Source organism: Kingella sp. SNUBH-2017, from assembly GCF_028680565.1.
Classification (GTDB): Bacteria; Pseudomonadota; Gammaproteobacteria; order Burkholderiales; family Neisseriaceae; genus Kingella_D; species Kingella_D pumchi.
This window is the reverse complement of sequence record NZ_JAPHVK010000001.1, coordinates 229,841-255,075: the sequence shown is the minus strand read 5'-3', so window position 1 is coordinate 255,075 and position 25,235 is coordinate 229,841. Positions and strand designations below refer to the sequence as shown.

20 protein-coding genes and 2 tRNA genes are annotated in these 25,235 nt (G+C 58.3%); 11 read left to right on the top strand and 11 right to left on the bottom strand.

Annotated elements, in window-relative coordinates:
• Positions 1-3: 3 nt before the first annotated feature.
• Together OP500_RS01215 and OP500_RS01210 are read right to left on the bottom strand one after the other, a co-directional pair.
• Positions 4-540, bottom strand: coding sequence for a hypothetical protein (locus OP500_RS01215; RefSeq protein ID WP_238745342.1), 537 nt, complete (start codon positions 538-540; stop codon positions 4-6).
• Between the two features lie 121 nt (positions 541-661).
• Positions 662-1,117 (bottom strand): DUF494 family protein, encoded by a 456-nt coding sequence (locus OP500_RS01210; RefSeq protein WP_238745345.1) that lies wholly within the window; start codon positions 1,115-1,117, stop codon positions 662-664.
• 176 nt (positions 1,118-1,293) lie between these two features.
• Here OP500_RS01210 and tilS point away from each other — a divergent pair, with 176 nt between their 5' ends.
• Entirely contained in the window at positions 1,294-2,706 is a 1,413-nt protein-coding gene (tilS, locus tag OP500_RS01205; RefSeq protein ID WP_274069949.1) for a tRNA lysidine(34) synthetase TilS, read from the top strand.
• Between the two features lie 66 nt (positions 2,707-2,772).
• On the opposite strand, the gene OP500_RS01200 is transcribed toward tilS, so the two are convergent.
• Positions 2,773-2,862 (bottom strand) — tRNA-Ser (locus OP500_RS01200).
• A gap of 17 nt (positions 2,863-2,879) precedes the next feature.
• Positions 2,880-2,967, bottom strand: a tRNA-Ser gene (locus OP500_RS01195).
• Between the two features lie 189 nt (positions 2,968-3,156).
• Between OP500_RS01195 and clpB the strand changes: the two genes are divergently transcribed.
• Positions 3,157-5,730, top strand: coding sequence for an ATP-dependent chaperone ClpB (clpB, locus tag OP500_RS01190; protein WP_238745349.1), 2,574 nt, complete (start codon positions 3,157-3,159; stop codon positions 5,728-5,730).
• Between the two features lie 445 nt (positions 5,731-6,175).
• On the opposite strand, the gene OP500_RS01185 is transcribed toward clpB, so the two are convergent.
• Positions 6,176-7,774 (bottom strand): isocitrate lyase, encoded by a 1,599-nt coding sequence (locus tag OP500_RS01185; RefSeq protein WP_238745350.1) that lies wholly within the window; start codon positions 7,772-7,774, stop codon positions 6,176-6,178.
• Positions 7,775-8,094: 320 nt separating this feature from the next.
• Between OP500_RS01185 and aroQ the strand changes: the two genes are divergently transcribed.
• A complete protein-coding gene (gene aroQ, locus OP500_RS01180) occupies positions 8,095-8,523 on the top strand; it encodes a type II 3-dehydroquinate dehydratase (RefSeq protein WP_238745352.1) in 429 nt (142 codons plus the stop codon).
• 104 nt (positions 8,524-8,627) lie between these two features.
• Here aroQ and ribF read toward each other — a convergent pair whose 3' ends face one another.
• Positions 8,628-9,563 (bottom strand): bifunctional riboflavin kinase/FAD synthetase, encoded by a 936-nt coding sequence (gene ribF / locus OP500_RS01175; RefSeq protein WP_238745354.1) that lies wholly within the window; start codon positions 9,561-9,563, stop codon positions 8,628-8,630.
• A 165-nt stretch (positions 9,564-9,728) separates the two neighbouring features.
• On the opposite strand from ribF, the gene OP500_RS01170 reads away from it, so the two are divergent.
• From OP500_RS01170 to trkA, 5 genes are all read left to right on the top strand, one after another.
• Entirely contained in the window at positions 9,729-10,475 is a 747-nt protein-coding gene (locus tag OP500_RS01170) for an amino acid ABC transporter permease (protein WP_238745356.1), read from the top strand.
• A 194-nt stretch (positions 10,476-10,669) separates the two neighbouring features.
• Entirely contained in the window at positions 10,670-13,435 is a 2,766-nt protein-coding gene (secA, locus tag OP500_RS01165) for a preprotein translocase subunit SecA (protein WP_238745358.1), read from the top strand.
• Positions 13,436-13,962: 527 nt separating this feature from the next.
• Positions 13,963-14,415, top strand: a complete 453-nt coding sequence (locus OP500_RS01160) for an S-ribosylhomocysteine lyase (RefSeq protein ID WP_238745582.1) — start codon at positions 13,963-13,965, stop codon at positions 14,413-14,415.
• Entirely contained in the window at positions 14,412-15,119 is a 708-nt protein-coding gene (gene mtnN / locus OP500_RS01155) for a 5'-methylthioadenosine/S-adenosylhomocysteine nucleosidase (protein ID WP_274069948.1), read from the top strand. The genes OP500_RS01160 and mtnN overlap by 4 nt, the downstream gene beginning before the upstream one ends.
• A gap of 116 nt (positions 15,120-15,235) precedes the next feature.
• On the top strand, positions 15,236-16,633 hold the full coding sequence (trkA, locus tag OP500_RS01150) for a Trk system potassium transporter TrkA (RefSeq protein WP_274069947.1): 1,398 nt from the start codon (positions 15,236-15,238) through the stop codon (positions 16,631-16,633).
• Positions 16,634-17,004: 371 nt separating this feature from the next.
• Here trkA and OP500_RS01145 read toward each other — a convergent pair whose 3' ends face one another.
• Positions 17,005-19,368: a TonB-dependent hemoglobin/transferrin/lactoferrin family receptor gene (locus tag OP500_RS01145; RefSeq protein WP_274069946.1), complete on the bottom strand. Its 2,364-nt coding sequence runs from the start codon at positions 19,366-19,368 to the stop codon at positions 17,005-17,007.
• Between the two features lie 363 nt (positions 19,369-19,731).
• Between OP500_RS01145 and OP500_RS01140 the strand changes: the two genes are divergently transcribed.
• Positions 19,732-20,520, top strand: a complete 789-nt coding sequence (locus OP500_RS01140; RefSeq protein WP_274069945.1) for a TrmH family RNA methyltransferase — start codon at positions 19,732-19,734, stop codon at positions 20,518-20,520.
• 318 nt (positions 20,521-20,838) lie between these two features.
• Here OP500_RS01140 and OP500_RS01135 read toward each other — a convergent pair whose 3' ends face one another.
• Both OP500_RS01135 and OP500_RS01130 read right to left on the bottom strand, forming a co-directional pair.
• Positions 20,839-21,330 carry a peptidylprolyl isomerase gene (locus OP500_RS01135; RefSeq protein WP_238745372.1) on the bottom strand — a complete coding sequence of 164 codons (492 nt, stop codon included), beginning with the start codon at positions 21,328-21,330 and terminating at the stop codon, positions 20,839-20,841.
• 73 nt (positions 21,331-21,403) lie between these two features.
• Positions 21,404-21,976: a peptidylprolyl isomerase gene (locus OP500_RS01130; protein ID WP_238745375.1), complete on the bottom strand. Its 573-nt coding sequence runs from the start codon at positions 21,974-21,976 to the stop codon at positions 21,404-21,406.
• A gap of 145 nt (positions 21,977-22,121) precedes the next feature.
• Here OP500_RS01130 and OP500_RS01125 point away from each other — a divergent pair, with 145 nt between their 5' ends.
• The gene (locus tag OP500_RS01125) at positions 22,122-22,826 is read left to right on the top strand and encodes a YggS family pyridoxal phosphate-dependent enzyme (protein ID WP_274069944.1); all 705 of its coding nucleotides are present in this window, start codon (positions 22,122-22,124) and stop codon (positions 22,824-22,826) included.
• A 96-nt stretch (positions 22,827-22,922) separates the two neighbouring features.
• A complete protein-coding gene (locus tag OP500_RS01120; protein ID WP_274069943.1) occupies positions 22,923-23,288 on the top strand; it encodes a hypothetical protein in 366 nt (121 codons plus the stop codon).
• A 113-nt stretch (positions 23,289-23,401) separates the two neighbouring features.
• Here the strand turns inward: OP500_RS01120 and OP500_RS01115 are convergent, their stop codons facing one another.
• Both OP500_RS01115 and trpD read right to left on the bottom strand, forming a co-directional pair.
• Positions 23,402-23,902 carry a copper chaperone PCu(A)C gene (locus OP500_RS01115; RefSeq protein ID WP_274069942.1) on the bottom strand — a complete coding sequence of 167 codons (501 nt, stop codon included), beginning with the start codon at positions 23,900-23,902 and terminating at the stop codon, positions 23,402-23,404.
• A gap of 251 nt (positions 23,903-24,153) precedes the next feature.
• Positions 24,154-25,188 carry an anthranilate phosphoribosyltransferase gene (trpD, locus tag OP500_RS01110; protein ID WP_274069941.1) on the bottom strand — a complete coding sequence of 345 codons (1,035 nt, stop codon included), beginning with the start codon at positions 25,186-25,188 and terminating at the stop codon, positions 24,154-24,156.
• Positions 25,189-25,235: the final 47 nt, after the last annotated feature.

Here is a 25,235-nt window from a genome sequence, read left to right as displayed (position 1 = left end):
CGTTCAGCGGGCAATCTGTATGCTCAATACTTTTGCGCCGGGCGATGCTTTGGACGTGTTCAGCGGCAGTTCCACATCGGCTGCCTGCGTGCCGAAGTCGCCGCCTTCCACGCGCAGGCCGATTCGTGCAGGCTGCCGGGCAAATTGGGCGAATTGGCGCATTTCGATTTCGCTCATGGTGATGTGGTTCAGCCGCCCCCATTTTTGCGCAACCTGCGTCAGGCGCATGGCGGGGTGAACGCCGTCTTTTGTGCGGCAGGCGGCGGAAAAGGTTTCCAGAAAATCGATTCTGCCGCGCCGCCCTTCTTCCACATGTGCGTACACCACCGCGTTCGGCGCAACGGGCAGCCGCCACATTTCCACACCTTCCGCGTCGGATTCGCTGCGGACTTTCATGTGCGGAAAGGCGCGTTTGACTTGGGCCAGCGTCTGCCCCAGCTTCACGCCGCCGATGCCTTCGGGCGTAATCGTGCAGGCTGCATTGGCGGTGTGAAAGGGCAGCGCGGTCAGGAATAACGCGGTGAAAATGTATTTTTTCATATTCAATTCCAATCATCGTTTCGCCCGTATGTGCGGCAATGCGTACGTGCCTTATGCGGGCGGTGTCAAAAGCAGCCTGTACTTTGTCGGGCGGCAAAATGCAGGCTGCCTGCGGCATGTGTCAGTGCATGGTTCCCTTGCCGTGCAGCACGCTCATCAAATCGTCGCCAATCAGTGTGGGCAGTTCGGTGCGCTGCGCCCACAACACCAGCAATGCCAGCACTTTGGCGTTTTCCAGCGTGATTTCGTCAAAAGGCAGATGCATCAGCGCGTGAATCACAAACTCGCGCTCGGCCGGCTTTAATGCCTGCTGTTTTTCCAGAAAATACAGCAGCGAGCGCACTTCGGCGGGCAGCACTTCGCATTCGTCGTCGTGGTAAACCCGCATCGCGGTGCTGTCAAAAGCAGCGGTATCGATGTCGCCCTGCTCGTCCAGCAGCTCCAGCACCATCAGCGCCTTGCCGATTTCTTCGTCGGCAAAGCCGGCGTTTTCCAGCATCTCGCCCAAATCCTGTCCCTGCGGGCAGGCAGCGATGTCGGAAAAATTCTCGATCAAAAAGGCAACGATATGAATCATGGGCAAAGGGTTTCCAAAAAAGCCAGACAGACAAATGCCGCCCGCAGGCAGCCAAGCCGCGGTATTCTAACACCAAGCAGCCTGAAAAGTATCCCGCCACCGGCAAAATTTGCCGCAGCAGCCGCTTGGGGCGCACGAAACTGCCGCAGCCGTTTCACGCGGCGGCGCGATATATTATGATGCCGCGCTTTAACCCGCCGGAGAAAACCGTGGCCGATGCCGCCGACCTTTTGCCCGAACTGCTCGCCAAGCTGCCCGATCTCAAGGGCCGGCGGCTGACGGCTGCGCTGAGCGGCGGTGTCGATTCGGTGGTGCTGCTGCACCTGCTCGCCCGCGCCCGCGACGAGCTGGGGGCGGAACTGGCCGCCGTCCACGTCCACCACGGGCTCAATCCGCGCGCCGACGACTGGGCAGCCTGGTGCGAACGCTACTGCGCTGACTTGGATATTCCCTTTCAGGCTGCCTTTGTCCGCGTCGATCCGCGCGGACAGGGCATCGAAGCCGCCGCCCGACGCGAACGCTATGCCGTCTTCTCCCGCTTGGACACCGACTTTGTCGCCCTAGGCCACCATCGTGACGACCAAATCGAAACCTTCTGGCTGGCCGCCCTGCGCGGCGGCGGCGTGCGCGCCCTGTCGGCGATGCCTACCGAACGGCTGCTGGCCGGCGGCGGACAACAAACCGTGCGCCTGCTACGGCCGCTCTTGCCCTTTTCCCGCAACCGCATCGAAGCTTATGCCCGCAGCCGCGGTCTCGACTGGCTGGACGACGACAGCAACCGCAACCCTGCCCTGCTGCGCAACTGGCTGCGCCACCACCTGCTGCCGCAGCTCTCCGCACGGCTGCCACACGCCGAGCGCCACATTCTCGCCGCCATCACGCAGCTGCAGCAGGAGCGCGCGCTGCTCGCCGAAATCGAAGATGCCGACTGGCAGGCGCTGCACCCGCAGGGCGTGTTCGACTGCCGCCGCTGGCAGGCACTCAGCCCCGCGCGCCGCCGCAGCCAGCTGCTGCGCTTTACCCGCGAACACGCGCTTGGCAGCCCCAACCCGCGCAGTCTTGCCGCCTTTGAAAGCAGCCTGAAACACCACGCCGGCGCTCATCTGCAATGGCCGCTGCCGCACGGCCATGCCTGCGCCGACCGCGGCCGCTTGTTTGCGGTGCCCGACGATTTTGCCGGCCGTTTTCCGTGGCACAATAAAGAAAACCATTTTTCAGGCAGCCTGAAAGCCGCCGCCGAAGCGCTCGGCCTGCGCTGGCGCCGCGCCGCCTGGGGCTTGTCCGACGAAACCCTAAACCGCCCCGGCAGCATCCGCAGCCTGAAAAGCGGCGACACCCTGCGGCTGGCCGTCGGCAGCAAAGATATCGCCAAGCTGCTGCAGGAAGCCCGCGTGCCCGCCTTCGTCCGCCCCTACTGGCCGCTGGCGCTGGACGAAAACGGCGAAGTCGCCGCCGCCGCCAACCTGCGCGCCGGCGCCAACGGCTGCGCCAACGGCTGGCTGCCCGAAGCAGGCAGCCTGAAAGGCTATTTGTGGCAGCCTGAAAGCCAAAAGCAGCCTGAAAACCCAAACGCTCCCAATACCGTTTGAATCCGGCAGACAAAAACAAGCCGGCAGCTTGGCGCTGCCGGCTTGTTTGTTCTGAATCCTAAATATTGGCGGAAACGGTGGGATTCGAACCCACGAAGGACTTGCGCCCTTAGCGGATTTCGAGTCCGCTGCATTCAGCCTCTCTGCCACGTTTCCCTGATATTAAAAAGGAGTGGCGGAAGCGGTGAGATTCGAACTCACGGGGCTGTTACACCCGACGGTTTTCAAGACCGCTGCATTAAACCGCTCTGCCACGCTTCCAAAAACAAGCCGCGAATCATAGTGGGTTTTCCCCAAATTGCCAAGCACAAACTGCCTTTCAGGCAGCCTGAAAGCACTATGCGGCTAATTTTTAAAACTTAATTTTTTATCCACAGCACCCTTGTTTTCACCCACATCGTCTTTATATAGCGCGTCAGAAGTGATTTGACACAACAAAAAAGGAATATTATGCAATTTGACAAACTGACCGCCCGTTTCCAACAGGCCTTGCAACAGGCGCACAGCTTGGCCTTGGGCAAAGACAATCCCTATCTCGAAGCCGGCCATGTACTCAAAGCCCTGCTCGACGACAAAAACAGCGGCATGGGCGCGCTTTTGGCCAATGCCGGTGCCGATCTTGGCCGCCTGCAAAGCAACGTGGCGCAGTCGCTCGCTTCGCTGCCGCGCGTTAGCGGCCAAGGGGGTGAGCTGCCGCCCAGCCGCGAGCTGCAAAACGTTTTGAACCTGATGGAAAAAGCCGCCGCCAAACGTGGCGACGCCTACATTGCCAGCGAACTCTTCCTGCTGGCGCTGATGCAGGAAAAAGGCGCGACCAACCAGCTTCTGGTCTCCGCCGGAGTGAGCGAAGCCGCCCTAAACCAAGCCATAGACACCATGCGAGGAGGACAATCCGTGGACAACCAAAATGCCGAAGACCAACGCGACGCCTTGAAAAAATACACCCTCGATTTAACCCAGCGCGCCCGCGACGGCAAGCTCGACCCAGTAATCGGCCGCGACGACGAAATCCGCCGCGCGATTCAGGTTCTGCAACGCCGTACCAAAAACAACCCCGTGCTTATCGGCGAGCCGGGCGTGGGCAAAACCGCAATTGTGGAAGGCCTGGCGCAGCGTATTGTGAACGGCGAAGTACCCGAAAGCCTGCGCAACAAACGCCTGCTGGTACTCGATTTGGCCGCGCTGATTGCCGGTGCGAAATATCGCGGCGAGTTTGAAGAACGCCTTAAAGCCGTGTTGAACGACTTGGCCAAAGACGACGGCAACACGCTGATTTTCATCGACGAAATCCACACCCTCGTGGGCGCGGGCAAAACCGACGGCGCGATGGACGCGGGCAATATGCTCAAACCTGCGCTGGCGCGCGGCGAGTTGCACTGCATCGGCGCGACCACGCTCGACGAATACCGCCAATACATCGAAAAAGATGCCGCGCTGGAGCGCCGTTTCCAAAAAGTATTGGTGGGCGAACCCAGCGTGGAAGACACGATTGCGATTTTGCGCGGTTTGCAGGAGCGTTACGAAATCCATCACGGCATCGACATCACCGACCCGGCGATTGTCGCCGCCGCCGAATTGAGCGACCGCTACATCACCGACCGCTTTCTGCCCGACAAAGCGATTGATTTGATTGACGAAGCGGCCAGCCGCATCAAAATGGAGTTGGATTCCAAACCCGAGCAGATGGACAAACTCGACCGCCGCATCATCCAGCTCAAAATGGAGCGGATGCACGTGGAAAAAGAAAGCGACGACGCCAGCAAAAAACGCTTGGAGCTGATCGACGAAGAAATCGATGGCCTGCAAAAAGAATACGCCGATTTGGACGAAATCTGGAAAGCGGAAAAAGCCGCGTCCAGCAGCACCGCCGACATCAAAAAACAAATCGACGAAATCAAGTTCAAAATCGAGCAGGCCAAACGCCAAGGCGACTTTGCCCGTGCGTCCGAACTCGAATACGGCGAGCTGCCCAAGCTCGGCCAGCAGCTTCAGGCTGCCGAAAGCAATCCCGAAGGCAAAAAGGCCAACAAACTGTTCCGCACCGAAGTGGGCGCAGACGAAGTGGCCGAAATCGTCTCCCGCATGACCGGCATTCCCGTGGCCAAAATGATGGAAGGCGAACGCGACAAGCTGCTGAAAATGGAAGAAGTATTGCATGAACGCGTGGTCGGCCAAGACGAAGCCGTGCGCGCCGTGTCCGACGCCATCCGCCGCAGCCGCTCGGGTCTTGCCGACCCCAACAAACCCTACGGCAGCTTCCTGTTTTTAGGCCCCACCGGCGTGGGAAAAACCGAGCTGTGCAAAGCGCTGGCAGGCTTTTTGTTTGACAGCGAAGACCATCTCATCCGCATTGATATGTCGGAATACATGGAAAAACACGCCGTCGCCCGCCTCATCGGCGCGCCTCCGGGCTATGTCGGCTACGAAGAGGGCGGCTACCTGACCGAACAAGTCCGCCGCAAACCGTACAGCGTGATTCTTTTGGACGAAGTGGAAAAAGCGCATCCCGACGTGTTCAACATCCTGTTGCAAGTCTTGGACGACGGCCGTCTGACCGACGGCCAGGGTCGCACGGTGGACTTTAAAAACACCGTGATTGTGATGACTTCCAACATCGGCAGCCAGCACATCCAGCAGATGGGCACGCAGGATTACGAAGCGGTGAAAGAAGTGGTGATGGAAGACGTGAAAGAGCATTTCCGCCCCGAAATGATCAACCGCATCGACGAAGTGGTGGTCTTCCACGGCTTGAACCAGGCCAATATCCGCAGCATCGCCAAAATCCAGCTCAAAGGCTTGGAAAAACGTTTGGCCGCGCAAAACCTGCGCCTGAATGTGGACGAAGCCGCACTCGACCTAATTGCCCAAGCCGGTTTCGACCCCGTGTACGGCGCCCGCCCGCTCAAACGCGCGATTCAGGCCGAAATCGAAAACCCGCTGGCCAAAGCGCTGCTCGAAGGCCGCTATGCACCGGAAAGCACGATTCATGTGCAGGCCGACGGCGACAAGCTGAGTTTCGCCTAAGCGGCAAAGCCCCAAGCAGCCTGAAAAAGCAGTTCCCAAAACTTTCAGGCTGCCTTTCGGCTCAAAGGACTGGTTATATTGAACCAGTCCTTTTTTGTGCCCGATATCCGTTTGCAGGTTTTCAGGCTGCCGGCAATCCTTGCCCAATCATTTCTTCAACACATCATCGCCTGTTTTTTTCAGGCTGCTTTCGGCGTTCGACCACGGCTTCAGGCAGCCTGAAAACGCTGCCGCGCCCTGCCCGTTTTCGCCGGACAATAAAAAGCAGGCAGCTAGGCTGCCTGAAATACCTCAAATCAGAGATTTACGCTTCACAAACATACAGGCTTGCGCCTGCCTTCGCCGCTGCGCCGGAAAGGAAGACAGCGCAGCAGCAAAGCGGGGTTTCAGGCAGCTTGCGAGTCTTGCGGCCTTTCAGGCTGCCTGAAAACTCTTTTCTCCAAAATCAGGAAAACTGGTTCATGGTGTTGTCTTTGCCGCCCGCTTTGAGCGCGGCTTCGCCGGCAAAGTATTCTTTGTGGTTGTCGCCGATATCCGAGCCGGCCATATTTTGGTGCTTCACGGTGGCGATGCCCTGGCGGATTTCCTGACGCTGCACGCCTTTCACATAGGCCAGCATGCCTTCGTCGGCAAAATAGCCTTTGGCCAGATTGTCGGTGGACAGGGCGGCGGTATGGTAGGTCGGCAGGGTAATCAGGTGGTGGAAGATGCCGGCTTCGCGCGATGCGTCGCGCTGGAAGGTGCGGATGCGCTCGTCGGCTTCTTTGGCCAGATCGGTTTCGTCGTATTCGGCGCCCATCAGTTTGTCGCGCTGGTAGGCGGAAACGTCTTTGCCGGCTTCTTTCCATGCGTCAAACACCTGCTGGCGGAAGTTCAGCGTCCAGTTGAACGACGGGCTGTTGTTGTACACCAGCTTGGCGTTCGGAATCACGGCGCGGATTTTGTCCATCATCTCTTTAATCTGGCCGACGTGGGGTTTTTCGGTTTCGATCCACAAGAGATCGGCGCCGTTTTGCAGCGAAGTGATGCAGTCGAGCACCACGCGGTCGATACCGGTGCCTTTGCGGAACTGGAAAAGATTGCTCGGCAGACGGGTCGGCTTGATGGTTTTGCCGTTGGTATTGACGATAACGTCGCCGGCTTGAATCTGGCTCACATCGGTGATTTCCTCGCCGTCCAAGAAGCTGTTGTACTGGTCGCCCAAGTCGCCTTTTTCGGAGGAGAAGGCGATTTGCTTGGTCAGACCGGCACCTAAAGAGTCGGTGCGCGCCACAATCACGCCCTCGTCCACGCCCAATTCCAAAAAGGCATAGCGCACGGCATTGATTTTCGCCAGGAAGTCGGCATGCGGCACGGTAACTTTGCCGTCTTGGTGGCCGCATTGTTTTTCATCGGAAACCTGGTTTTCGATCTGAATGCAGCAGGCGCCGGCTTCAATCATTTTTTTCGCCAGCAGATATGTGGCTTCCGCATTGCCGAAACCGGCGTCGATGTCGGCGATAATCGGTACGATATGGGTTTCAAAACCGTTGATTTTGGAAAGAATGTCCTGCTCAGCGGCTTTGTCGCCGGCCGCACGGGCTTTATCAAGCGAGCTAAACAGCAAATCCAGTTCGCGGGCATCCGCCTGGCGCAGGAAGCTGTAGATTTCCTCAATCAGCCCCGGCACCGCGGTTTTCTCGTGCATGGACTGGTCGGGCAGCGGGCCGAACTGCGAACGCATCGCCGCCACCATCCAACCTGAAAGGTAGAGATAGCGCTTGGCAGTGGATTGGTGGTGTTTTTTCACCGCAATCATCTTCTGCTGCGCCACAAAGCCGTGCCAGCAGCCGAGCGACTGGGTGTACTGCCCGTGGTCGGCATCGTAGGCAGCCATGTCGCGGCGCATAATGGCGGCGGTGTATTTGGCGATGTCCAAGCCGGTTTTGAAGCGGTTTTGCAAACGCATCCGTTCAACGTACTCGGGATTGATGGCATGCCAGCCTTCGCCATGTTCTTGCTTAAGGGTACGGGCTGCCTGAATGCCTGCTTGATAGTCAGTCATGATGGTCTCCAATGTTTTGATTTTTTTCTGATTTAGTACATGACACCAAATTTGTAGCGCCATGTAGTTTAATTTACGTTAATTTGTCCGCCTTGCCAAGACCCCTTGCAGATTTTTTTGCAATAGGCAATTTTCTCTTTACCAAAAAACCATACCGCGCAATTTATACCAACAAACCCGCCAAACAGTCGCAAAAATTACCGAAACCCCTTCAGGCAGCCTGAAAAAATCCGGTGCCGGCAGCGGCGGATGCCTTTTGCCGCCTGCTGCGATTTATGCTAACTTTGCCTTTCCTTACATTTCAGGCAGCCTGAAAAACCATGAACGTTTTACTGATCAACGGCCCCAATCTCAACCTGCTCGGCCTGCGCGAGCCGCAGCTTTACGGCAGCGACACCCTCGATACGCTGGTTACGCGCCTGCAGGACACCGCCGCCGAACTGGGCATCACGCTTCACCATTTCCAAAGTAACCACGAAGGTGCAATCGTCGATGCCATCCATCAGGCACGCACTACACACGATTACATCATCATCAACGCCGGCGCCTATACCCACACCAGCATCGCCATCCGCGACGCCCTTTTGGGTGTGGCACTGCCCTTTGTCGAAGTCCATCTGTCCAATGTTTACGCCCGCGAAGACTTCCGCCACCACTCCTATCTCTCCGACAAAGCGCTCGGCGTAATCGCCGGTCTCGGCGCCTTCGGCTATGAAGCTGCGCTGCGCTTTATCGCCGCCCGCGCCTAAACCGCCGCCCAGACTTTTCAGGCTGCCTGCCGATACGCAAAGGCAGCCTGAAAACGTTTGCGGCGTTTTCAGGCTGCCTGTTTTGATATCTGGCCGGTAGATTTTCAGGCTGCCGCTGCGGCGAGCCAGCATTTAGCGGCGCCGATGTCGGCGTGGATTTGGGCTTTGAGTTCGTCCAGGCCGGCGAATTTGGCTTCGTCGCGCAGTTTGTGCAAAAAGGTGATGTGCAGGCGCTGGCCGTAAAGGCAGCCTGAAAAATTGAACAGATGCACTTCGAGCTTGCTCTCGGGCGTATCGGACACGGTGGGGTTCAGGCCGAAGCTGGCCACGCCGTCGCGGCGGCCGAAGCTGCCTTCGGCGCGCACGGCAAACACGCCGCTTAAGGCGTAGCGGTGCGGCGGCAGGTGGATGTTGGCGGTGGGCACGCCGAAAGTGCGCCCGAGTTTGGCGCCGTGTTTGACGTGGCCGCTGAGCCGGTAATCATGGCCGAGTATGCTGCGGGCGGTGTCGAGACGGCCGGCCTGCAATGCCTGGCGCACTGCGGTGCTGCTGGCGCGCTCGCCGGCAACGAGAATGCTGGGCGTGCGTTCGGTTACAAAGTTTTCCTGCTGCTGCAGCAGGGCAAAATCGCCACTGCGGCGGTGACCGAAGCGGAAGTCGTCGCCAATCAGCAGGTAGCGGGTGTCGAGTCCGGCAAGCAGTACGCTCTGGATAAAGTCTTCGGCGCTGCGGCCGGCAAATTCGGGGTTGAAACGCTGCACCCACACCGCATCCAGGCAGCCGCTCTGACGCAGCAGGGCGAGTTTGTCGCGCAGCGGGGTCAGCCGCAACGGTGCGGGGCTGCCGTGGCGGCGGCCGAAAAATTCGAGCGGCTGCGGCTCGAAAATAACGGCAACGCTGCGCAGCTTGCGGCTGCGGGCTTCGTCGCGCAGGCGTTCGAGAATGTGCAGGTGGCCGAGATGCACGCCGTCGAAGTTGCCGACGGTTACCGCGCTGCCCTGCAGGGCAGGCGGGAGCTTGCGGCCGAGCCAGATTTCCATAGCTTGGGATGCCGTAAAAACACGAAAGGGCGGTATTCTAATGGCTTTGCTCCCAGCCTGAAACCGCAGCGCGGTTTTTTTCTTAAAGCGCTGCGGTTTTGCTGTAGAATGCGCCGTTTTTCCACGGCCGAAAGCCTTTCGGCAACAACTGTTTCGGGGAAACGGATGAGCGATTATTTCGATCTGATTTACGAGTACCGCTGGATGTTCGCCAAAGGCATCCTGCTGACTCTGGGCGTGAGCGCCCTGTCCACGCTGATGGGCGTGGTGCTGGGCATGGTCGGCGCGCTGGCGCGGCTGGCCAATGCCGAAAAAAGCGCCTGGCCGCTGCGCGCGCTGACCTGGCTGCTGCGCACGGTGTCCGGCGTTTATTTGTGGGTGTTTCGCGGCACACCGCTGTTTGTGCAGCTTTTTGTATGGGCGTATGTGTGGTTTCCCGCTTTCGTGCATCCGGACGGCGGCTGGATTCTCAGCGGCGAAGAAGCCAAAATATTCCGCCAAAACTACGGACCTTTCCTGATCGGCGTGCTGGCGCTGGGCACCAACTCGGGCGCCTACATCACCGAAATTTTCCGCGCCGGCATCCAGTCTATCGACCGCGGCCAGATGGAAGCGGCGCGCTCGCTGGGTTTGAGCTACGGCCAGGCAATGCGCTACATCATCGTGCCGCAGGCGGTACGGCGGATGCTGCCGCCTTTGGGCAACGAATTCATCACGCTGCTTAAAGACAGCTCGCTGGTTTCAACCGTTGCCCTGGCCGAACTGATGTCGGTGTATAACGCCATCTCCGGCCGCTTCTACATTTATAAAGAGCCGGCCTATACCGTGGCGCTGCTGTATCTGGCGATGACTTCCTGCCTGACCATTCTGTTTGCCTGGCTGGAAAAACGCTACGGCGGACGCCGCCGCTAAACCTTTTCAGGCTGCCTGCGCCAAAGCGCTTTCAGGCTGCCTGAAAAGCGAAAAACGCAAGTTGTTGCAAACAAATCGCGGCGACCGGCTTTAAATCGGCCGCTTTGGCCGCATTTGGCCGGCTCGGCCGCGGCTCTGTGTTAGAATCCGCCCGTTTTGCCACATGGCCATGCAAGGACAAAAGAAAGCAAACAATGCTAAGCAATCTGACCAAAAAAATCTTCGGCAGCCGCAACGACCGGCTGCTCAAGCAATACCGTAAAACCGTTTCCAAAATCAACGCGCTGGAAGAATCCATGCAGGCGCTCGATGATGAAGCGCTGCAGGCGAAAACCGCCGAATTCAAAGAGCGGCTGGCGCAGGGCGCCACGCTGGACGACATCCTGCCCGAAGCCTTTGCCGTCTGCCGCGAAGCATCGCGCCGCGTGCTGGGCATGCGCCATTTCGACGTGCAGCTGATCGGCGGCATGGTGCTGCACTACGGCAAAATCGCCGAAATGCGCACCGGCGAGGGCAAAACGCTGGTGGCCACGCTGCCGGTTTATCTGAATGCGCTCTCCGGCAAAGGCGTGCACGTGGTTACCGTGAACGACTACTTAGCCGAGCGCGACGCCGGCATTATGGAGCCGCTCTACGGCTTTCTCGGCCTGAGCGTGGGCGTGATTCTCAGCAACCAAGAGCCGTTCTACCGCCAAACCGCCTATAACGCCGACATCACCTACGGCACCAACAACGAATTCGGCTTCGACTACCTGCGCGACAATATGGTGACCGACCAATACGACAAAGTGCAGCGCGAGCTGAATTTCGCCGTGGTGGACGAAGTAGACTCGATTCTGATCGACGAAGCGCGCACGCCGCTGATTATTTCCGGCCAGGCCGACGACAACGTCCAGCTCTACCAAGTGATGAACCAGGTGCCGCCGCTGCTGTCGCGCCAAGAGAAAGAAGACAGCGACGGCGATTTCTGGGTCGATGAAAAAGCCCATCAGGTGATCCTGAGCGAAGCCGGCCACGAGCATGCCGAAGACATCCTGATCCGCATGGGTCTGCTCAAAGAAGGCGATTCGCTGTATTCCACCGCCAACATCATGCTGATGCACCACCTGATGGCCGCCCTGCGCGCCCACAACCTGTTCCATCTCGACCAGCACTATGTGGTCAAAGACGGCGAAATCGTGATTGTGGACGAACACACCGGCCGCCTAATGGACGGCCGCCGCTGGTCGGACGGTCTGCACCAGGCGGTGGAAGCCAAAGAAGGCGTTGAAATCAAGCGCGAAAACCAAACGCTGGCATCCATCACCTTCCAAAACTACTTCCGTCTTTACACCAAGCTCTCGGGCATGACCGGCACCGCCGATACCGAAGCCTACGAATTCCAGAACATCTACAATCTGGAAACCGTGATCATCCCCACAAACCGCCCGATCAAGCGCAAAGACTACAACGACCAAATCTTCCGCACCGCCGAAGAAAAATACGAAGCGGTGATCAAAGACATCCAGGCCTGCCACGAAAAAGGCCAGCCGGTACTGGTCGGCACCACCACCATCGAAAACTCCGAGCTGGTGTCGCGCCTGCTTGATAAGGCCGGCCTGCCGCACAACGTGCTCAACGCCAAAGAACACCAGCGCGAAGCGCTGATTGTGGCACAGGCGGGCAAACCCGGCATGATTACCGTCGCCACCAATATGGCCGGCCGCGGTACCGACATCGTGCTCGGCGGCAACGTCCAGCACCAAAGCGATGCCATCCGCAACGACGAAAACCTGTCGGACGACGAAAAAGAAGCGCAAATCCGCGCGCTGGAAAACAGCTGGGAAGAAGACAACCGCCGCGTGCTCGAAGCCGGCGGCCTGCACATCATCGGCACCGAGCGCCACGAAAGCCGCCGCATCGACAACCAGCTGCGCGGCCGCTCCGGCCGTCAGGGCGACCCCGGCTCCAGCCGTTTTTACCTGTCGTTTGAAGACCCGCTGCTGCGCCTGTTTGCGCTTGATCGTGCCGCCGCGATTCTCGACCGTCTCGCCCCCGAGCGCGGCGTCGCCATCGAAGCCGGCATTCTCACCCGCCAGATCGAAGGCGCCCAGCGCAAAGTAGAAGGCCGCAACTTCGATATGCGCAAGCAGGTTCTGGAATACGACGACGTTGCCAACGACCAGCGCAAAGTCATCTATCACCAGCGCAACCACATCCTGACCGAAGCCGATATCGGCGAATACACCCGCGACGTGCGCGCCGACGTGATCGGCGGTCTGGTCGATCGCTATATGCCTGCCGACAGCGTGGAAGAGCAATGGGAAATTTCCACCCTTGAAGCCGTGCTGGCCGGCGAATTCCACGTCCATGCCGACATCCAGGGCTGGCTCAAGGCAGACAACACGCTGGAAAACGAAGAAATCAAGCAGCGCCTGATCCGCCAGGTGGAAAAAGACTACCGCGAAAAAGTCGAGATGGTCGGCGAAGAAAACTTCCGCCAGTTTGAGCGCCGCATCGTGCTCGATACCATCGATACCCAATGGCGCGAGCATCTGGCGGCGATGGACTATTTGCGCCAGGGCATCCACCTACGCAGCTACGCGCAGAAAAACCCCAAGCAGGAATACAAGCGTGAAGCCTTCGCCATGTTCCAAAACCTGTGGGCGGGCATCAAGCACAGTGTGGCGATGATTCTGATTTCCCTGCAGGTGCGCCCGCAGGAAGACGTCGAAGCCGAAGTGGAAAGCCACACTCCCGAACATGTGCAGGCCGTCCACGCCGAAGCACCCGGCCTGCAGCAGGTATTCGGCGAAACCCGCGACGAATACGTGCGCGACGCCTTCAGCCCCACGCAGGAAGACAACGGCGCCTACACCCCCGAAGCGCTGGCGCACGAAGGCGTGCTGGTGCATCGCAACGATCCCTGCCCCTGCGGCAGCGGGCTGAAATACAAGCAGTGCCACGGCAAACTGGCCTAAACGCCCAAACCGTTTTCAGGCTGCCTGCATCCCCTGCAGGCAGCCTGAAAACTTTTGTGCCGGACGGCAATCCACCACATTCCTATCGCCACACGGAAAAGCAGCCTGAAACCCGAAAGCAGCCTGAAAACCAAGCAATCTGTTTTCAGGCTGCCTTTTCCATGCCGCGCACCCTTATGCTGCCAAAGCAAAACCGCCGCGCCATTTCACATTTGTAGGGTGCGCCCCGCGCACCAGCCGTCAGTCAACCGCTGCAATGGTGCACGGTGTGCACCCTACAACCGAAGCCCCAAAAGGCAGCCTGAAAACCCAAAGCAGCCTGAAAACCAGTCCTACCCGTTTTCAGGCTGCCTTTTCTACGCTACACACCGTTATTCCGCCCAGCAAAATCGTCGCACCAAACAAACGGCGGTGCCGTTTAGCAGGCAGCCTGAAAGCCGATGGCGGTGGCGATTGCGCTATAATCGCACTTTTCCATTCCCACCCCCGAAGGACGCATCGTGAACACCGTTACCGCCGAAAAAAGAATGAATGTCGAGAGCTTCAATCTCGACCACACCAAAGTCAAAGCCCCCTATGTGCGCCTCGCCTGCATTACCGACGGCGACCACGGCGACATCATCTACAAATACGACCTGCGCGTGTGCCAGCCCAACCAAGACCACATGGACATGCCCTCGCTGCACTCGCTCGAGCACCTGATGGCCGAACTCTCGCGCAACCATTCCGATAAGATTGTCGATATCAGCCCGATGGGCTGCCAAACCGGCTTTTACATCACCCTGCTGAACCTGCCCGAATATCAAGACGCGCTCGATCTGATCGAAAAAACCCTGCACGACGTAACCACCGCCAGCGAAGTGCCGGCCTGCAATGTTGTCCAATGCGGCTGGGCGGCCAGCCACAGCCTGGAAGGCGCGCAGAAAATCGCCCGCTACCTGCTCGACAAACGCGGCGAATGGACGGAGATTTTCGCATGAAGCGCATCGACACCGTTGCCGTGATCGGCGCGATGGAAGCCGAAATCGACAGCCTGAAAAACCTGCTCGAAGCGCCGCAGACCCACCGTTTCGGCAGCGACATCGTGATTTACAGCGGCGGCTTTGCCGGCCGGAAGATGGTGCTGTGCCTAAGCGGCATCGGCAAGGTAAACGCCGCCATCGCCACCACGCTGCTGATCGAGCGCTTTAATCCCGACTGCGTAATCAACACCGGCAGCGCCGGCGGCGTGGCCGACGGCCTGAAAATCGGCGATGTGCTTATCGGCAGCCAGAGCGCCCACCACGATGCCGACGTTACCGCCTTCGGCTACCAATACGGCCAGCTGCCCGGCATGCCGCCGCGTTTTGACAGCGACGAAACCCTGATGGCCGCCGCCGAAAAGGCCGCCGCCGCTTTTCAGGCTGCCTCGGTGCGCCGCGGGCTGGTGGTCAGCGGCGACAGTTTTGTCCACAGCGAAAGCGAGCTGGCGCGCATCCGCAGCCGTTTTGCCGACGTGGCGGCGGTGGAAATGGAAGCCGCCGCCATCGCCCAAACCTGCACGCGGCTGCAAAAGCCCTTTGTGATTATCCGCGCGGTGTCCGACAGCGCCTCCGACGAAGCGCAGGTCAGCTTTGAAACCTTCCTGCAAACCGCCGCCGTGCATTCGGCGCAGATGGTGCAGGATCTGATCCGCGCCCTGTAAGCCCTAGGGCGTGTTGAATGCCAACACGTCCTAGGCAGCCTGAAAACTTTTCAGGCTGCTTTCTTTTCCCGTTTTTTGCGTTTCAGGCAGCCTGAAACACCGCATCCCCGATTACCGTGAAAATACTGATTTTAGGCAGCGGTCAAGTCGGTTCCGCCATCGCGCAGGAGCTGGCGAACATGCCCAACAACGACGTCAGCATCATCGACACCGACGAAAACGCCCTGCGCAACATCGGCAGCCTGGTCGATGTGCAAACCGTGGTCGGCAACGGCGCCTCGCCGGTGCTGCTTGAGCAGGTGGGCGCCGCCGACACCGATATGCTGCTGGCGCTCACCCGCAGCGACGAAACCAATCTGCTGGCCTGCAAAATGGCCGCCGATTTTTTCAATATTCCCAACCGCATCGCCCGCGTGCGCTCGTCGGACTATCTCGACTACGGCGCCGAAGACGGGCATATCCCCGCGCTCGATGCCTTCGCCGTAACCGATTCCATCCACCCCGAACAGCTGGTTACCCGCCATCTGGCCGGCCTGCTCGACTATGTGCGGGCGCTGCAGGTGCTGCGTTTTGCCGGCGATCTCGCCCGCCTGATGGTGGTGCAGACCCGCAACGGCGACCCGCTCAACGGCCGCAGCATCATCCAAATCGGCGACATACTGCCTGAAAACACCGACTGCCAGATTTGCGCTGTTTACCGCGGCAGCCGCCTGATTGTGCCGCAGCCCGACACCCTGATTCAGGAAGGCGACGAAGTCTGCTTCGTCGGCCACAGCCGCCAGATCGCCACCATTATGAACGTGCTGTTCCAACGCGAGCAGAGCAACCGCCGCATTATGATTGCCGGTGGCGGCAACGTTGGCTACCGGCTGGCCAAACAGCTGGAAAACCGCTTCGACATCAAAATCGTCGAACAAGGCGGCGCCCGCGCCGAATGGCTCGCCGAAAATCTCGACAACACCCTGGTGCTGCACGGCTCGGCCACCGACGAAGCGCTGCTTGCCCGCGAATACATCGACGAAATCGACGTTTTCTGCGCCGTAACCAACGACGACGAAAACAACATCATGGCCGGCCTGCTGGCAAAAAACCTCGGCGCCCGCCGCGTGATCAGCATCATCAACCGCTCGCGCTACGTCGATCTGCTCACCGGCAACCAAATCGACATTGTCGTCTCGCCGCACATGATCACCATCGGCAGCGTGCTCGCCCACATCCGCCGCGGCGACGTTGCCGCCGTCTATCCGCTGCGCCGCGGCAACGCCGAAGTCATCGAAGTCGTGGTGCACGGCGACAAAAAAACCTCCGCCCTCGTCGGCCGCCGCGTCGAACAGGTCAAATGGCCTTCAGGCTGCCACCTCGCCGCCGTGGTGCGCGGCGAAGAAGTGGTGATGGGCCGCCACCACGATCTCGAATTCGCCGACGGCGACCACCTGGTCATCTTCGTTACCCGCCGCCGCGCCCTGGCCGAAATCGAAAAACTGATCCAAGTAAAAATGGGCTTTTTCGGCTGAGCAGCCTGACAGCAACGCCCGAATATCCCGAACCCCAAAGCAGCCTGAAAACCCGACGGCACGGTTTTCAGGCTTCTTTTTTGCCGTTTTATGAACGGAATAATAAGGCCGATACGCGATCGCCCATCCCGCCGCTGCCGCAGCAGGCGGCGGAACGACAAAGGCAGCCTGAAAGCTCGAACCGGCTTTCAGGCTGCCTGTTTTGTCATCCTTGGTCTCTTCCCGTAACGTCATTCCCGCGCAGGCGGGAATGGTGGGGTAAGTGTTTTCAGGCTGCCGCGAAGTTTTGCACAGGTTTTAGGCTGCCTGTTTTGGGCTTAGATAAGGAAAAGAAAACCGCCAATCGGAGATTGGCGGTTGTTGCCGACGGTTTAAAACTTCAGTTCTACAGAGAAAGAGTAGTTGCGGCCGGGTGCATAGAAACGCTCAAGACCGGGATAGCCGCCATAAGTACGGTTGGGGCGCGCTCCGACGGAATTGACCAAACCGCCGGTAATGTTCAGGCCGCGCAGGCTGTCCCAAGTGTGGTATTTGCGGTTAAACAGATTGTACACGCCGGCGCGGACAGTTAGCTTTTCCGAAGGCTTGTAATAGCCGAACAAATCAAATACCCAAGCGGATTTGTTGAGATGTGGCCAAACGCTGTAAATACATTTTCCTTCATCACGGTTGTCAGGATCGTTACAGTTTTTGTATTTGGCATCGCCTGCGTGTTTCGCGCCGGTGTAGGTCAGACGGGAAAGCACGCCCCATTTTCCTTCAGGCTGCTCGTAGTCCAAACCGATAACGGTTTTAAACGGCTGGATGGAAAGCAGATCCGCATCACCGGCCAAATTGCCACGGCTGTAGCCCAACGTGCCGAATAATTTCCAGCCTTCGGGCAAGGGGGTAATGCTGTTGAGGTTCAGGCGGCCTGTGAGCTCGATGCCGTAGATTTTGGCCTTATCTGAGTTTTGCATCTGCTGCATCGGTTTGTAACGGTAGGGATTGTTGCTATACCAAGGGTAAAACGGGTTGTCTTCGCGCTCCAAGACTTCCTGCTCGTAGAGAAAATCTTTGTATCGGGTGTGGTGCAGGTTTACCGCCAAATTCCCTGCTTTGCCGTTGCCGGTTAAGTTGAGATTTTGCGTCAGGCTGCGTTCGGCTTTCAGATTCGGATTGGACAACCATTCGCCTGCCGCATTTCCGCGGTAGTCGAAATACATTTCCGAAGCATTGGGTACGCGGAAACCGGTGCCGATGCTGTAACCGAGTTTCCAAGAGTTATTCAGTTTGGCATCTGCGCCCAATACCCAACTGAAACCTTTAAAGGTGCTGTCGGCAGGTTTGGGAACCAGACAGTTTTTGCAATAAAGCCCGTTCAAATCCTGCGGCTGTACTTTGTTGTGGTCGTAGCGGATGCCTGCGTAGCCGGAGAAGGTGTTGTTAAACACAATACGGTCGTGCAACGAAAAATTGTATTGCGTGGTTTTCACCGGATACATCATGGTTTCTTCTTTGTAGGGCAAATACGCACCGCTTAAGAAGTAGCGGTCACGGTGCAGAATATCAAATTCCCTACGAGCGGCGGCGGCTTTAAACGACAGCGTATGCCGCGTGCTTCCCAGACTTAAAGGCTGGGTGTCGGCACGCAGCGACAGGCGTTTGAGACGGGTGGTGAAAATGCGGATGTTGTCGTCGCTGGGTTCCCGTTCTTTATACCTGCCCGCCCAGTCATATCCTTCGCGCGTACCTTCGTAGTTGTAGGCGGAAGAAACGGCTTTTTGATAATCCAAATCCGCTTTGACTAAAGAGAGCCAGTCGGAATTGGGCGTAAACTCATAAAAAGCATTCCAAGTGCGGCGTTTCGCGCGGTCATCTGACTCACGGTATTTGCTGGAGCTCCACACACCGGAGTCTTCGATAATGTAGTTGTTGCCCTGCTGTCCACTCAAAGATAACCCTGCACGATGATTATCGTTAAACTGCCATGCCCATTTGGCCAAAAAGCTGTGGCTTTTGTGTTTGGCAGCATCGGGAATCTGGCGGCTGCTGCCGTAATCGCGGGTTTTCAGGCTGTCTTCGGGGATGGTGTAGCCGCCCCGGCTTTTCATTTCATGACCGTGCCGGTGCGAATACAGTAATACCGCTTCGGCTTTTTCTCCCTGATAGCCGGTACCGGCAGTATTAACCCATTCGCGGTTTTTGCTGGCATAACCGCTACGCAGCAGAAACCCGAGTTTGTTACCGGGCTGCACGATGTCAGCCGCCCCCAACGTGCGGTAATTGACTCCGCCGCCAAGGCTGCCGCTGCCCTGATTAAACGAATCCGCACCTTTAACCACTTCTACCGAACGGGCAAGCTCGGGGTCTATGCTTTGGCGGGAAGTGTTTAAGTTTCCGTAGCGTTTATAAAGGGAGTTTTCTTCCGAATCGGGCAGGGATACGCCATCGATGCTGATGCCGACACGGTTGTCTTCAACGCCGCGAATGGCAAAACCTTTCTGATGGCGCCCTTGATCGGCTACGCCGACATCCGGCGAGTAACGGACTAAATCACGGTTGTCGCGGATCATTTGCTCTTGGATAACCTCCGCATTAACCCGCTCCACCGCTGCCGGCGCATTTCTGCGGCCTTTCACTTTCACCTGCTGCAATTCGGTGCCTTGGGCAGGCGTGTCGTCGGCGGCATAGGCCGCACTGCCAAAAAGAAGTCCAACTGTTAGGGCAATCGGCGTAATTTTCTGATGTTTCATGGTATTTCCTTGATTCAAGGTAAAGGCAAAAGAAAAATTCTAAGCACATCTGTAACAACTGATGATTGTTTTCTTCCTAATCCTGTAACTGCAAACTCTTTTCTTTATTGTTTTGCTAATTGTCCGCTAACCGTATGCAAATTGCAACTTTTCTTTACGTTCCATAAAACAAACTTAATATTGATGCTGCCAAATTCAGAAATTTGTTAAGTTTGTAAACTTCCCTACTTTTAAAATTTTAGAAATAAAAACCGCCAGCAGTCCATTCTGCGGGCGGCTGTTTTTTCAGGCTGCCTGAAAACCCCAACCCCACCGCCGAAATGCTTTACAATCCGCCGCTTTGCCGCCATCGCCGAAAATACCATGAAGCACATCCAATCGCCCCACAATCCCGAGTTGAAGCAGTTTGCCAAATTGTTATCGTCGGCCAAAGAGCGGCGGCGCAGCGGTTTGGCGGTTCTGGAAGGGGCGCATTTGCTGGATGCCTGCCTGAATGCCGGTTTGCTGCCGCAGCGGGTGCTGGTGCCGGACGACAAACTGGCCGACGATGAAACTGCGGCTCTGCTGGCGCGGCTGCCCGAACGCTGCGCGGCGACGGCCGACAGCCGGCTGCTGGCGCAGGCAGGCAGCCTGAACGATGGCGGCGGGATATTGTCGCTGCTGGCCGTGCCGCCGGCACCGAAGCTGCCGCAGCAAGGCGACTGCGTGGTGCTGGAAGCGGTGCAGGATCCGGGCAATCTCGGTACGGTGCTGCGCAGCGCCGCCGCCGCCGCCGTGCGCACGGTAGTGCTGGGCAAAGGCTGTGCCGACGCCTACGCGCCCAAAGTGCTGCGCGCGGGCATGGGCGCGCATTTTGCTTTGGAGATTTGCGAACGGGCGGATTTGGCGGCATGGCGGGCGGACTACCGCGGCCGGGTGCTGGCGACCACGCTGGGCGGCCGGCCGCAGTCTTTATACAGCCTGGACTTGCGCGGCGCAGGCCATGCCTGGCTGTTTGGCAACGAAGGCAGCGGGCTGTCTGCCGAACTGGCCGGCTCGGCGGATGAAACAGTGCTGATTCCGATGCAGCCGGGCACGGAATCACTGAATGTGGCGATGGCCGCCACCGTGTGCCTGTTTGAGCAGTTCCGCCAGCGCCTGCAGGCAGCCTGAAAACTTGGCCGCATTCCCAAAGACGCCATTCCCGCAAATGCCGTCATTCCCGCAATACCGTCATTCCCGCGCAGGCGGGAATCTTGTTCGGTGTTCGGCGGTGCCGGAAAAACAAACCGTTGCCTGAATTTTCACCAAGATTCCCGCCTGCGCGGGAATGACGGCTTTTGGGGCGTTCCGCCACTCAATTTTTTTAAAGCCGGTTTTTCGCCGTAATCTCCGTTTTAACAAACAATAAAACCCTGCCCGCCGTAATCAACAACGGCGGGCAGGGTTTTTCAGGCTGCTTTTTGGGCAAAGGCAGCCTGAAAAAGCGGTTTAAACGATTTCCGCTTTGGTAATCACCACCGGCTCTACCGGCACGTCGTCGTGGTAGCCGTGGCGTTTGGTGGCGACGTTTTCAATCTGATCAACCACATCCTGGCCTTCGACCACTTTGCCGAATACGGCGTAGCCCCAGCCGTGCAGGCTCGGTTCGGTGTGGTTCAAAAAGGTGTTGTCTTTGGTATTGATGAAAAACTGGGCGGATGCGCTGTGCGGGGCTTGGGTGCGCGCCATGGCGATGGTGTATTTGTCGTTTTTCAGGCCGTTTTGCGCTTCGTTTTGGATTGGATCGCGGGTGGCTTTTTCGCCCATGTTTTCGTCCATGCCGCCGCCCTGGATCATAAATCCTTTGATAACGCGGTGGAAAATCAGGCCGTCGTAAAAGCCGTCTTTCACATATTGCTCGAAGTTGGCGGCGGTAATCGGGGCTTTTTCGTGGTCGAGCTCGATGCCGATGGTGCCGAAGTTGGTGTGCAGTTTGATCATGCTGGAATCCTTTGGTGGGACGGTTTGGGAAAGGGAAAAAGCAGCCTGAAAGCCTTTCAGGCTGCCTGAAAATTTATTTGCCGCCTTTTTTCAGAATGCGGACTTTTTCGATGATAACCGGTTTGAGCGGCACGTCGGAGAAGCTGCGCTGGTAGCCGGTGCGCTGCTTGGCGATTTTCTGCACCACGTCCATGCCGCCGGTTACTTTGCCGAATACGGCATAGCCCCAGCCGGCGGTGGTTTTGTTTTTGAAGTTGAGAAAATCGTTGTCGGCCAGATTGATAAAGAACTGGCTGGTGGCGGAATTGGGCGCGGCAGTGCGTGCCATGGCGATGGTGCCGGCGGTGTTTTTCAGGCCGTTGTCTGCTTCGTTTACGATGGCTTTTTGGGTGGGTTTTTCCAGCAGGTCGGAAGTCAGGCCGCCGCCCTGAATCATAAAGCCGTCGATTACACGGTGGAAAACGGTGTGGTTGTAAAAGCCTTTTTCGGCGTATTGGACGAAGTTGGCCACGGTTTGCGGCGCTTTGGTTTCGTCTAGCGACAGCTCGATGCTGCCCATATTGGTGTCGATCACGGCGCGGGTTTCGGCGTAGGCGGCCGGGGCGCCCATCAGCGCGGCAGCCAGCAGCAGTGTGCGGAAATTCATGCGGTTTCCTTTCTGAAAAAGGGGACTCGGAAAAGGCGGCGATTTTATCAGCAAAGCGGGGGCAGACCAATAAGGATCAAGGCAGCCTGAAAAGCGTTTCAGGCTGCCTTGGCGCTATAATTACCTTTTTATTTGGGAGTGTGCGATGGAACAGGCTCAGAGACTGGAAGCGCTGCGCCGGCGCATCGGCGAAGCGGCGGTGCAGGCAGGCAGGGAAGCGGTGGCGGTACGGCTGATTGCGGTTGGCAAAACCTTTCCCGCCGCCGATATCCGCGCTTTTTACGCGCTCGGCCAGCGCGATTTCGGCGAAAACTACATCCGCGAATGGCAGCTCAAGGCCGAAGAGCTGGCCGACTGCGCCGGTTTGCTCTGGCACATTATCGGCCACGTCCAATCCAACAAAAGCCGGCCGGTGGCCGAGGGTGCGCACTGGCTGCACACGCTCGACAGCGCCAAACTCGCCCGCCGCCTGAGCGATCAGCGCCCGCCGCAGCTGCCCGATTTGCAGGTCTGCATCGAAATCAACATCAGCGGCGAAGCGGCCAAACACGGCGTTGCCCCCGAGCAGATGCTGCCGCTGGCGCGCGAAGTGGCGCAGCTGCCCCGCCTGAATCTGCGCGGCCTGATGTGCGTGGCCGAAGCCACCGACAACCACGCCGCGCTGCGCGCCCAGTTCGACGCCATGCGCAATCTTTTGCGCGAACTGCAAACCGTCGCCCCGCAGGCCGACACGCTGTCGATGGGCATGAGCGGCGATTTGGAAACCGCCGTCGCCTGCGGCGCGACTATGGTGCGCATCGGCAGCGCGCTGTTCGGCCGCCGCGATTACGGCGCAAGTGAAAACGGTTAAAATCCTTTCAGGCTGCCCTGCCCCGCAGCAAAGCAGCCTGAAAAGCAGCCTGAAAAGCAGCCTGAAAACAGTTATCCCAAACTAAAGGACATCAAAATGAACAAACGTATCACGGCCGCAGCCGTATTCTTTCTTGCCGCCGCCACAGCTTTGGCCGAACCGGTGGGCGCCGAGCAGGCGGCGGAAAAAGTGGTTGCCGCGGTAAAAACGCACAAACTCACCAGTTTGGAAACCGAATGCCTGACACTCGTTTACAGCAACGAAGGGCGCGAAAACGACGAGGGCTACTATGAAATCGCCGTGCATGAAAAACACGACGAACACTGCGGCGGCGACCCCGAAACTTCGCCGCGCCTGTTCAGCTTCCGCGTGGATGCGGCCAGCGGAAAAATGCAGACCGATGCTTCTGGCTGGCAGGGTGGTCCGCAGGAATGGACGGGTGATTTGCACGATATCGACTAAAAGCTGTCGTTTCAAAAGTTTTCAGGCTGCCTTGCGCGTATGCGGGGCAGCCTGAAAAAAAGCAGCCTGAAACCGGAATCTGCGGTTTCAGGCTGCCTTTGGGAGTTTGAGACTTAATGATGCTGATCGTGACCGCCGTGGTCGTGGCCGCCATGATCATGGCCGTGATCGTGCTTCATGGTGTCCTGCATTTTGCGTACTTTCACGGTTACTTGTTTGCTGCTGCCGTCTTTGAATTTCAAAGTCAGGGGGAAGGTTTTGCCCACGGTCAGCGGCTGTTTCAGATCCATCAGCATCACGTGGTAGCCGCCGGGTTCGAGCTTCTGGGTTTTGCCGGCGGGCAGCGGGATGCCGTCTTTGACTTCGCGCATTTTCATCACGCCGTTTTCGTTGATATGGGTATGCAGCTCGGTGCTGCCGGCAATGGAGGGCTGAACGCTTGCGCCGACAAGGACGTTGTCTTTTTTGTCGGTATTTTTCAGGTTGACAAACACACCGCCGGCACTCTGGCCTTCAACGGTGGGGCGTGCATAGGCTGCGCCGGTTTGGATGCCTTTGGCCATAGCCATTTGGCAGAGCAGGGCTGCGCTGAGCGCCAAAGCGATTTTCTTCATGATTGCTTCCTTTGTCTTGATGGAAAAATGCCCGAACCGCCCGAAAGGCCGCGGGCCTGGCGCACCGGCTGCGGGTTTGCCGGCTAGAGCAAACTGTCGGTGCGCGGCTGATTATAAGTTATTCCGTAACACCGTGCTTGACCAAAATCAAACCGCCCTGCCCCTTTCGATAATTTTCAGGCTGCCTGCGCCGCAATTTGGCGCGCAGGCAGCCTGAAAGGTTTAGCGGCGGATGCAACACTTTTGCCGCGTTAGCCGGCCAGCGCCAGGCTGGTGGCGACAAATTCCTGCTGTTTGGCCAATGCCTTGCCGCTGTCGATGGCTTCGCGCGCCATTTCTACGCCGTCTTTCAGGCTGCCGGCGCGGTTGCCGGCATACAGGCAGGCGGCGGCGTTGAGCAGCACGATGTCGCGGGCGGCGCCCTTTGCTTCGCCGGCGAGCACGGCGTTCATCAGCGCGAGCGACTGGGCGGCGTTTTCCACCGTCAGGCCGTCCAAATCGGGATAAACGCTTATGCCGAAATCTTCGGGGTGGACGTCGTACTCGCGCACGCTGCCCTGATAAAGCTCGGCGATGCGCGTGCTGCCGCACACGGTGATTTCGTCCAAACCGTCGCTGCCGTGCACCACCAAAACGTGCTGCGATCCGAGCTGCTGCAGCACGCGCGACAGGATGCCGCACAAGTCGATATGAAACACGCCCAACAGCTGGTTGGCGGCGCCGGCGGGATTGGTCAGCGGGCCGAGAATATTAAACATAGTCCGCACGCCCAGCGCTTTGCGCACCGGCGCAACGTAGCGCATGGCGCTGTGGTGGTTTTGCGCGAACATAAAACCGATGCCGCAGCGCTCGATGCTTTGCGCCACCTGTTCGGGGCTGAGCGTCATCGGCACGCCGAGCCGCTCGAGCACGTCGGCGGCGCCGCTGGACGACGACACCGAGCGGCTGCCGTGTTTGGCCACCTGCGCGCCGGCGGCAGCGGCAACAAACATCGCGGTGCTGGAAATATTGAAGGTGCGCGCGCCGTCGCCGCCGGTGCCGACGATATCGACCAGATCGCTGCCGTCGCGCACCGGCACTTTGGCGGAAAACTCGCGCATCACGCCGGCGGCGGCGGCGATTTCGGATACGGTTTCCACTTTAATGCGCAGGCCGACCAATATCGCGGCAATCTGCTCGGGCAGCACCTGGCCGCTCATAATCTGGCGCATCAGATCGGCCATTTCGTCGTGGAACAGCTCGTTGTTGTCGATCAGGCGGGCTATCGCCTGCTGCGGGGTAATCATGGGCTTCCTTTCGTGCGGAACGGGTTTGGTTTTTCAGGCTGCTTGTT

Excerpts from the sequence above, each read along its gene's own strand:
- trpD (WP_274069941.1), bottom strand. The coding sequence starts at position 25,188 with ATGATTACCCCGCAGCAGGCGATAGCCCGCCTGATCGACAACAACGAG.
- OP500_RS01215 (WP_238745342.1), bottom strand. The coding sequence starts at position 540 with ATGAAAAAATACATTTTCACCGCGTTATTCCTGACCGCGCTGCCCTTT.
- OP500_RS01140 (WP_274069945.1), top strand. The coding sequence starts at position 19,732 with ATGAAGCACATCCAATCGCCCCACAATCCCGAGTTGAAGCAGTTTGCC.
- OP500_RS01210 (WP_238745345.1), bottom strand. The coding sequence starts at position 1,117 with ATGATTCATATCGTTGCCTTTTTGATCGAGAATTTTTCCGACATCGCT.
- clpB (WP_238745349.1), top strand. The coding sequence starts at position 3,157 with ATGCAATTTGACAAACTGACCGCCCGTTTCCAACAGGCCTTGCAACAG.
- mtnN (WP_274069948.1), top strand. The coding sequence starts at position 14,412 with ATGAAGCGCATCGACACCGTTGCCGTGATCGGCGCGATGGAAGCCGAA.
- OP500_RS01185 (WP_238745350.1), bottom strand. The coding sequence starts at position 7,774 with ATGACTGACTATCAAGCAGGCATTCAGGCAGCCCGTACCCTTAAGCAA.
- OP500_RS01115 (WP_274069942.1), bottom strand. The coding sequence starts at position 23,902 with ATGAAGAAAATCGCTTTGGCGCTCAGCGCAGCCCTGCTCTGCCAAATG.
- secA (WP_238745358.1), top strand. The coding sequence starts at position 10,670 with ATGCTAAGCAATCTGACCAAAAAAATCTTCGGCAGCCGCAACGACCGG.
- OP500_RS01160 (WP_238745582.1), top strand. The coding sequence starts at position 13,963 with ATGAATGTCGAGAGCTTCAATCTCGACCACACCAAAGTCAAAGCCCCC.
- OP500_RS01125 (WP_274069944.1), top strand. The coding sequence starts at position 22,122 with ATGGAACAGGCTCAGAGACTGGAAGCGCTGCGCCGGCGCATCGGCGAA.
- tilS (WP_274069949.1), top strand. The coding sequence starts at position 1,294 with ATGATGCCGCGCTTTAACCCGCCGGAGAAAACCGTGGCCGATGCCGCC.
- OP500_RS01170 (WP_238745356.1), top strand. The coding sequence starts at position 9,729 with ATGAGCGATTATTTCGATCTGATTTACGAGTACCGCTGGATGTTCGCC.
- ribF (WP_238745354.1), bottom strand. The coding sequence starts at position 9,563 with ATGGAAATCTGGCTCGGCCGCAAGCTCCCGCCTGCCCTGCAGGGCAGC.
- OP500_RS01145 (WP_274069946.1), bottom strand. The coding sequence starts at position 19,368 with ATGAAACATCAGAAAATTACGCCGATTGCCCTAACAGTTGGACTTCTT.
- aroQ (WP_238745352.1), top strand. The coding sequence starts at position 8,095 with ATGAACGTTTTACTGATCAACGGCCCCAATCTCAACCTGCTCGGCCTG.
- OP500_RS01135 (WP_238745372.1), bottom strand. The coding sequence starts at position 21,330 with ATGATCAAACTGCACACCAACTTCGGCACCATCGGCATCGAGCTCGAC.
- OP500_RS01130 (WP_238745375.1), bottom strand. The coding sequence starts at position 21,976 with ATGAATTTCCGCACACTGCTGCTGGCTGCCGCGCTGATGGGCGCCCCG.
- OP500_RS01120 (WP_274069943.1), top strand. The coding sequence starts at position 22,923 with ATGAACAAACGTATCACGGCCGCAGCCGTATTCTTTCTTGCCGCCGCC.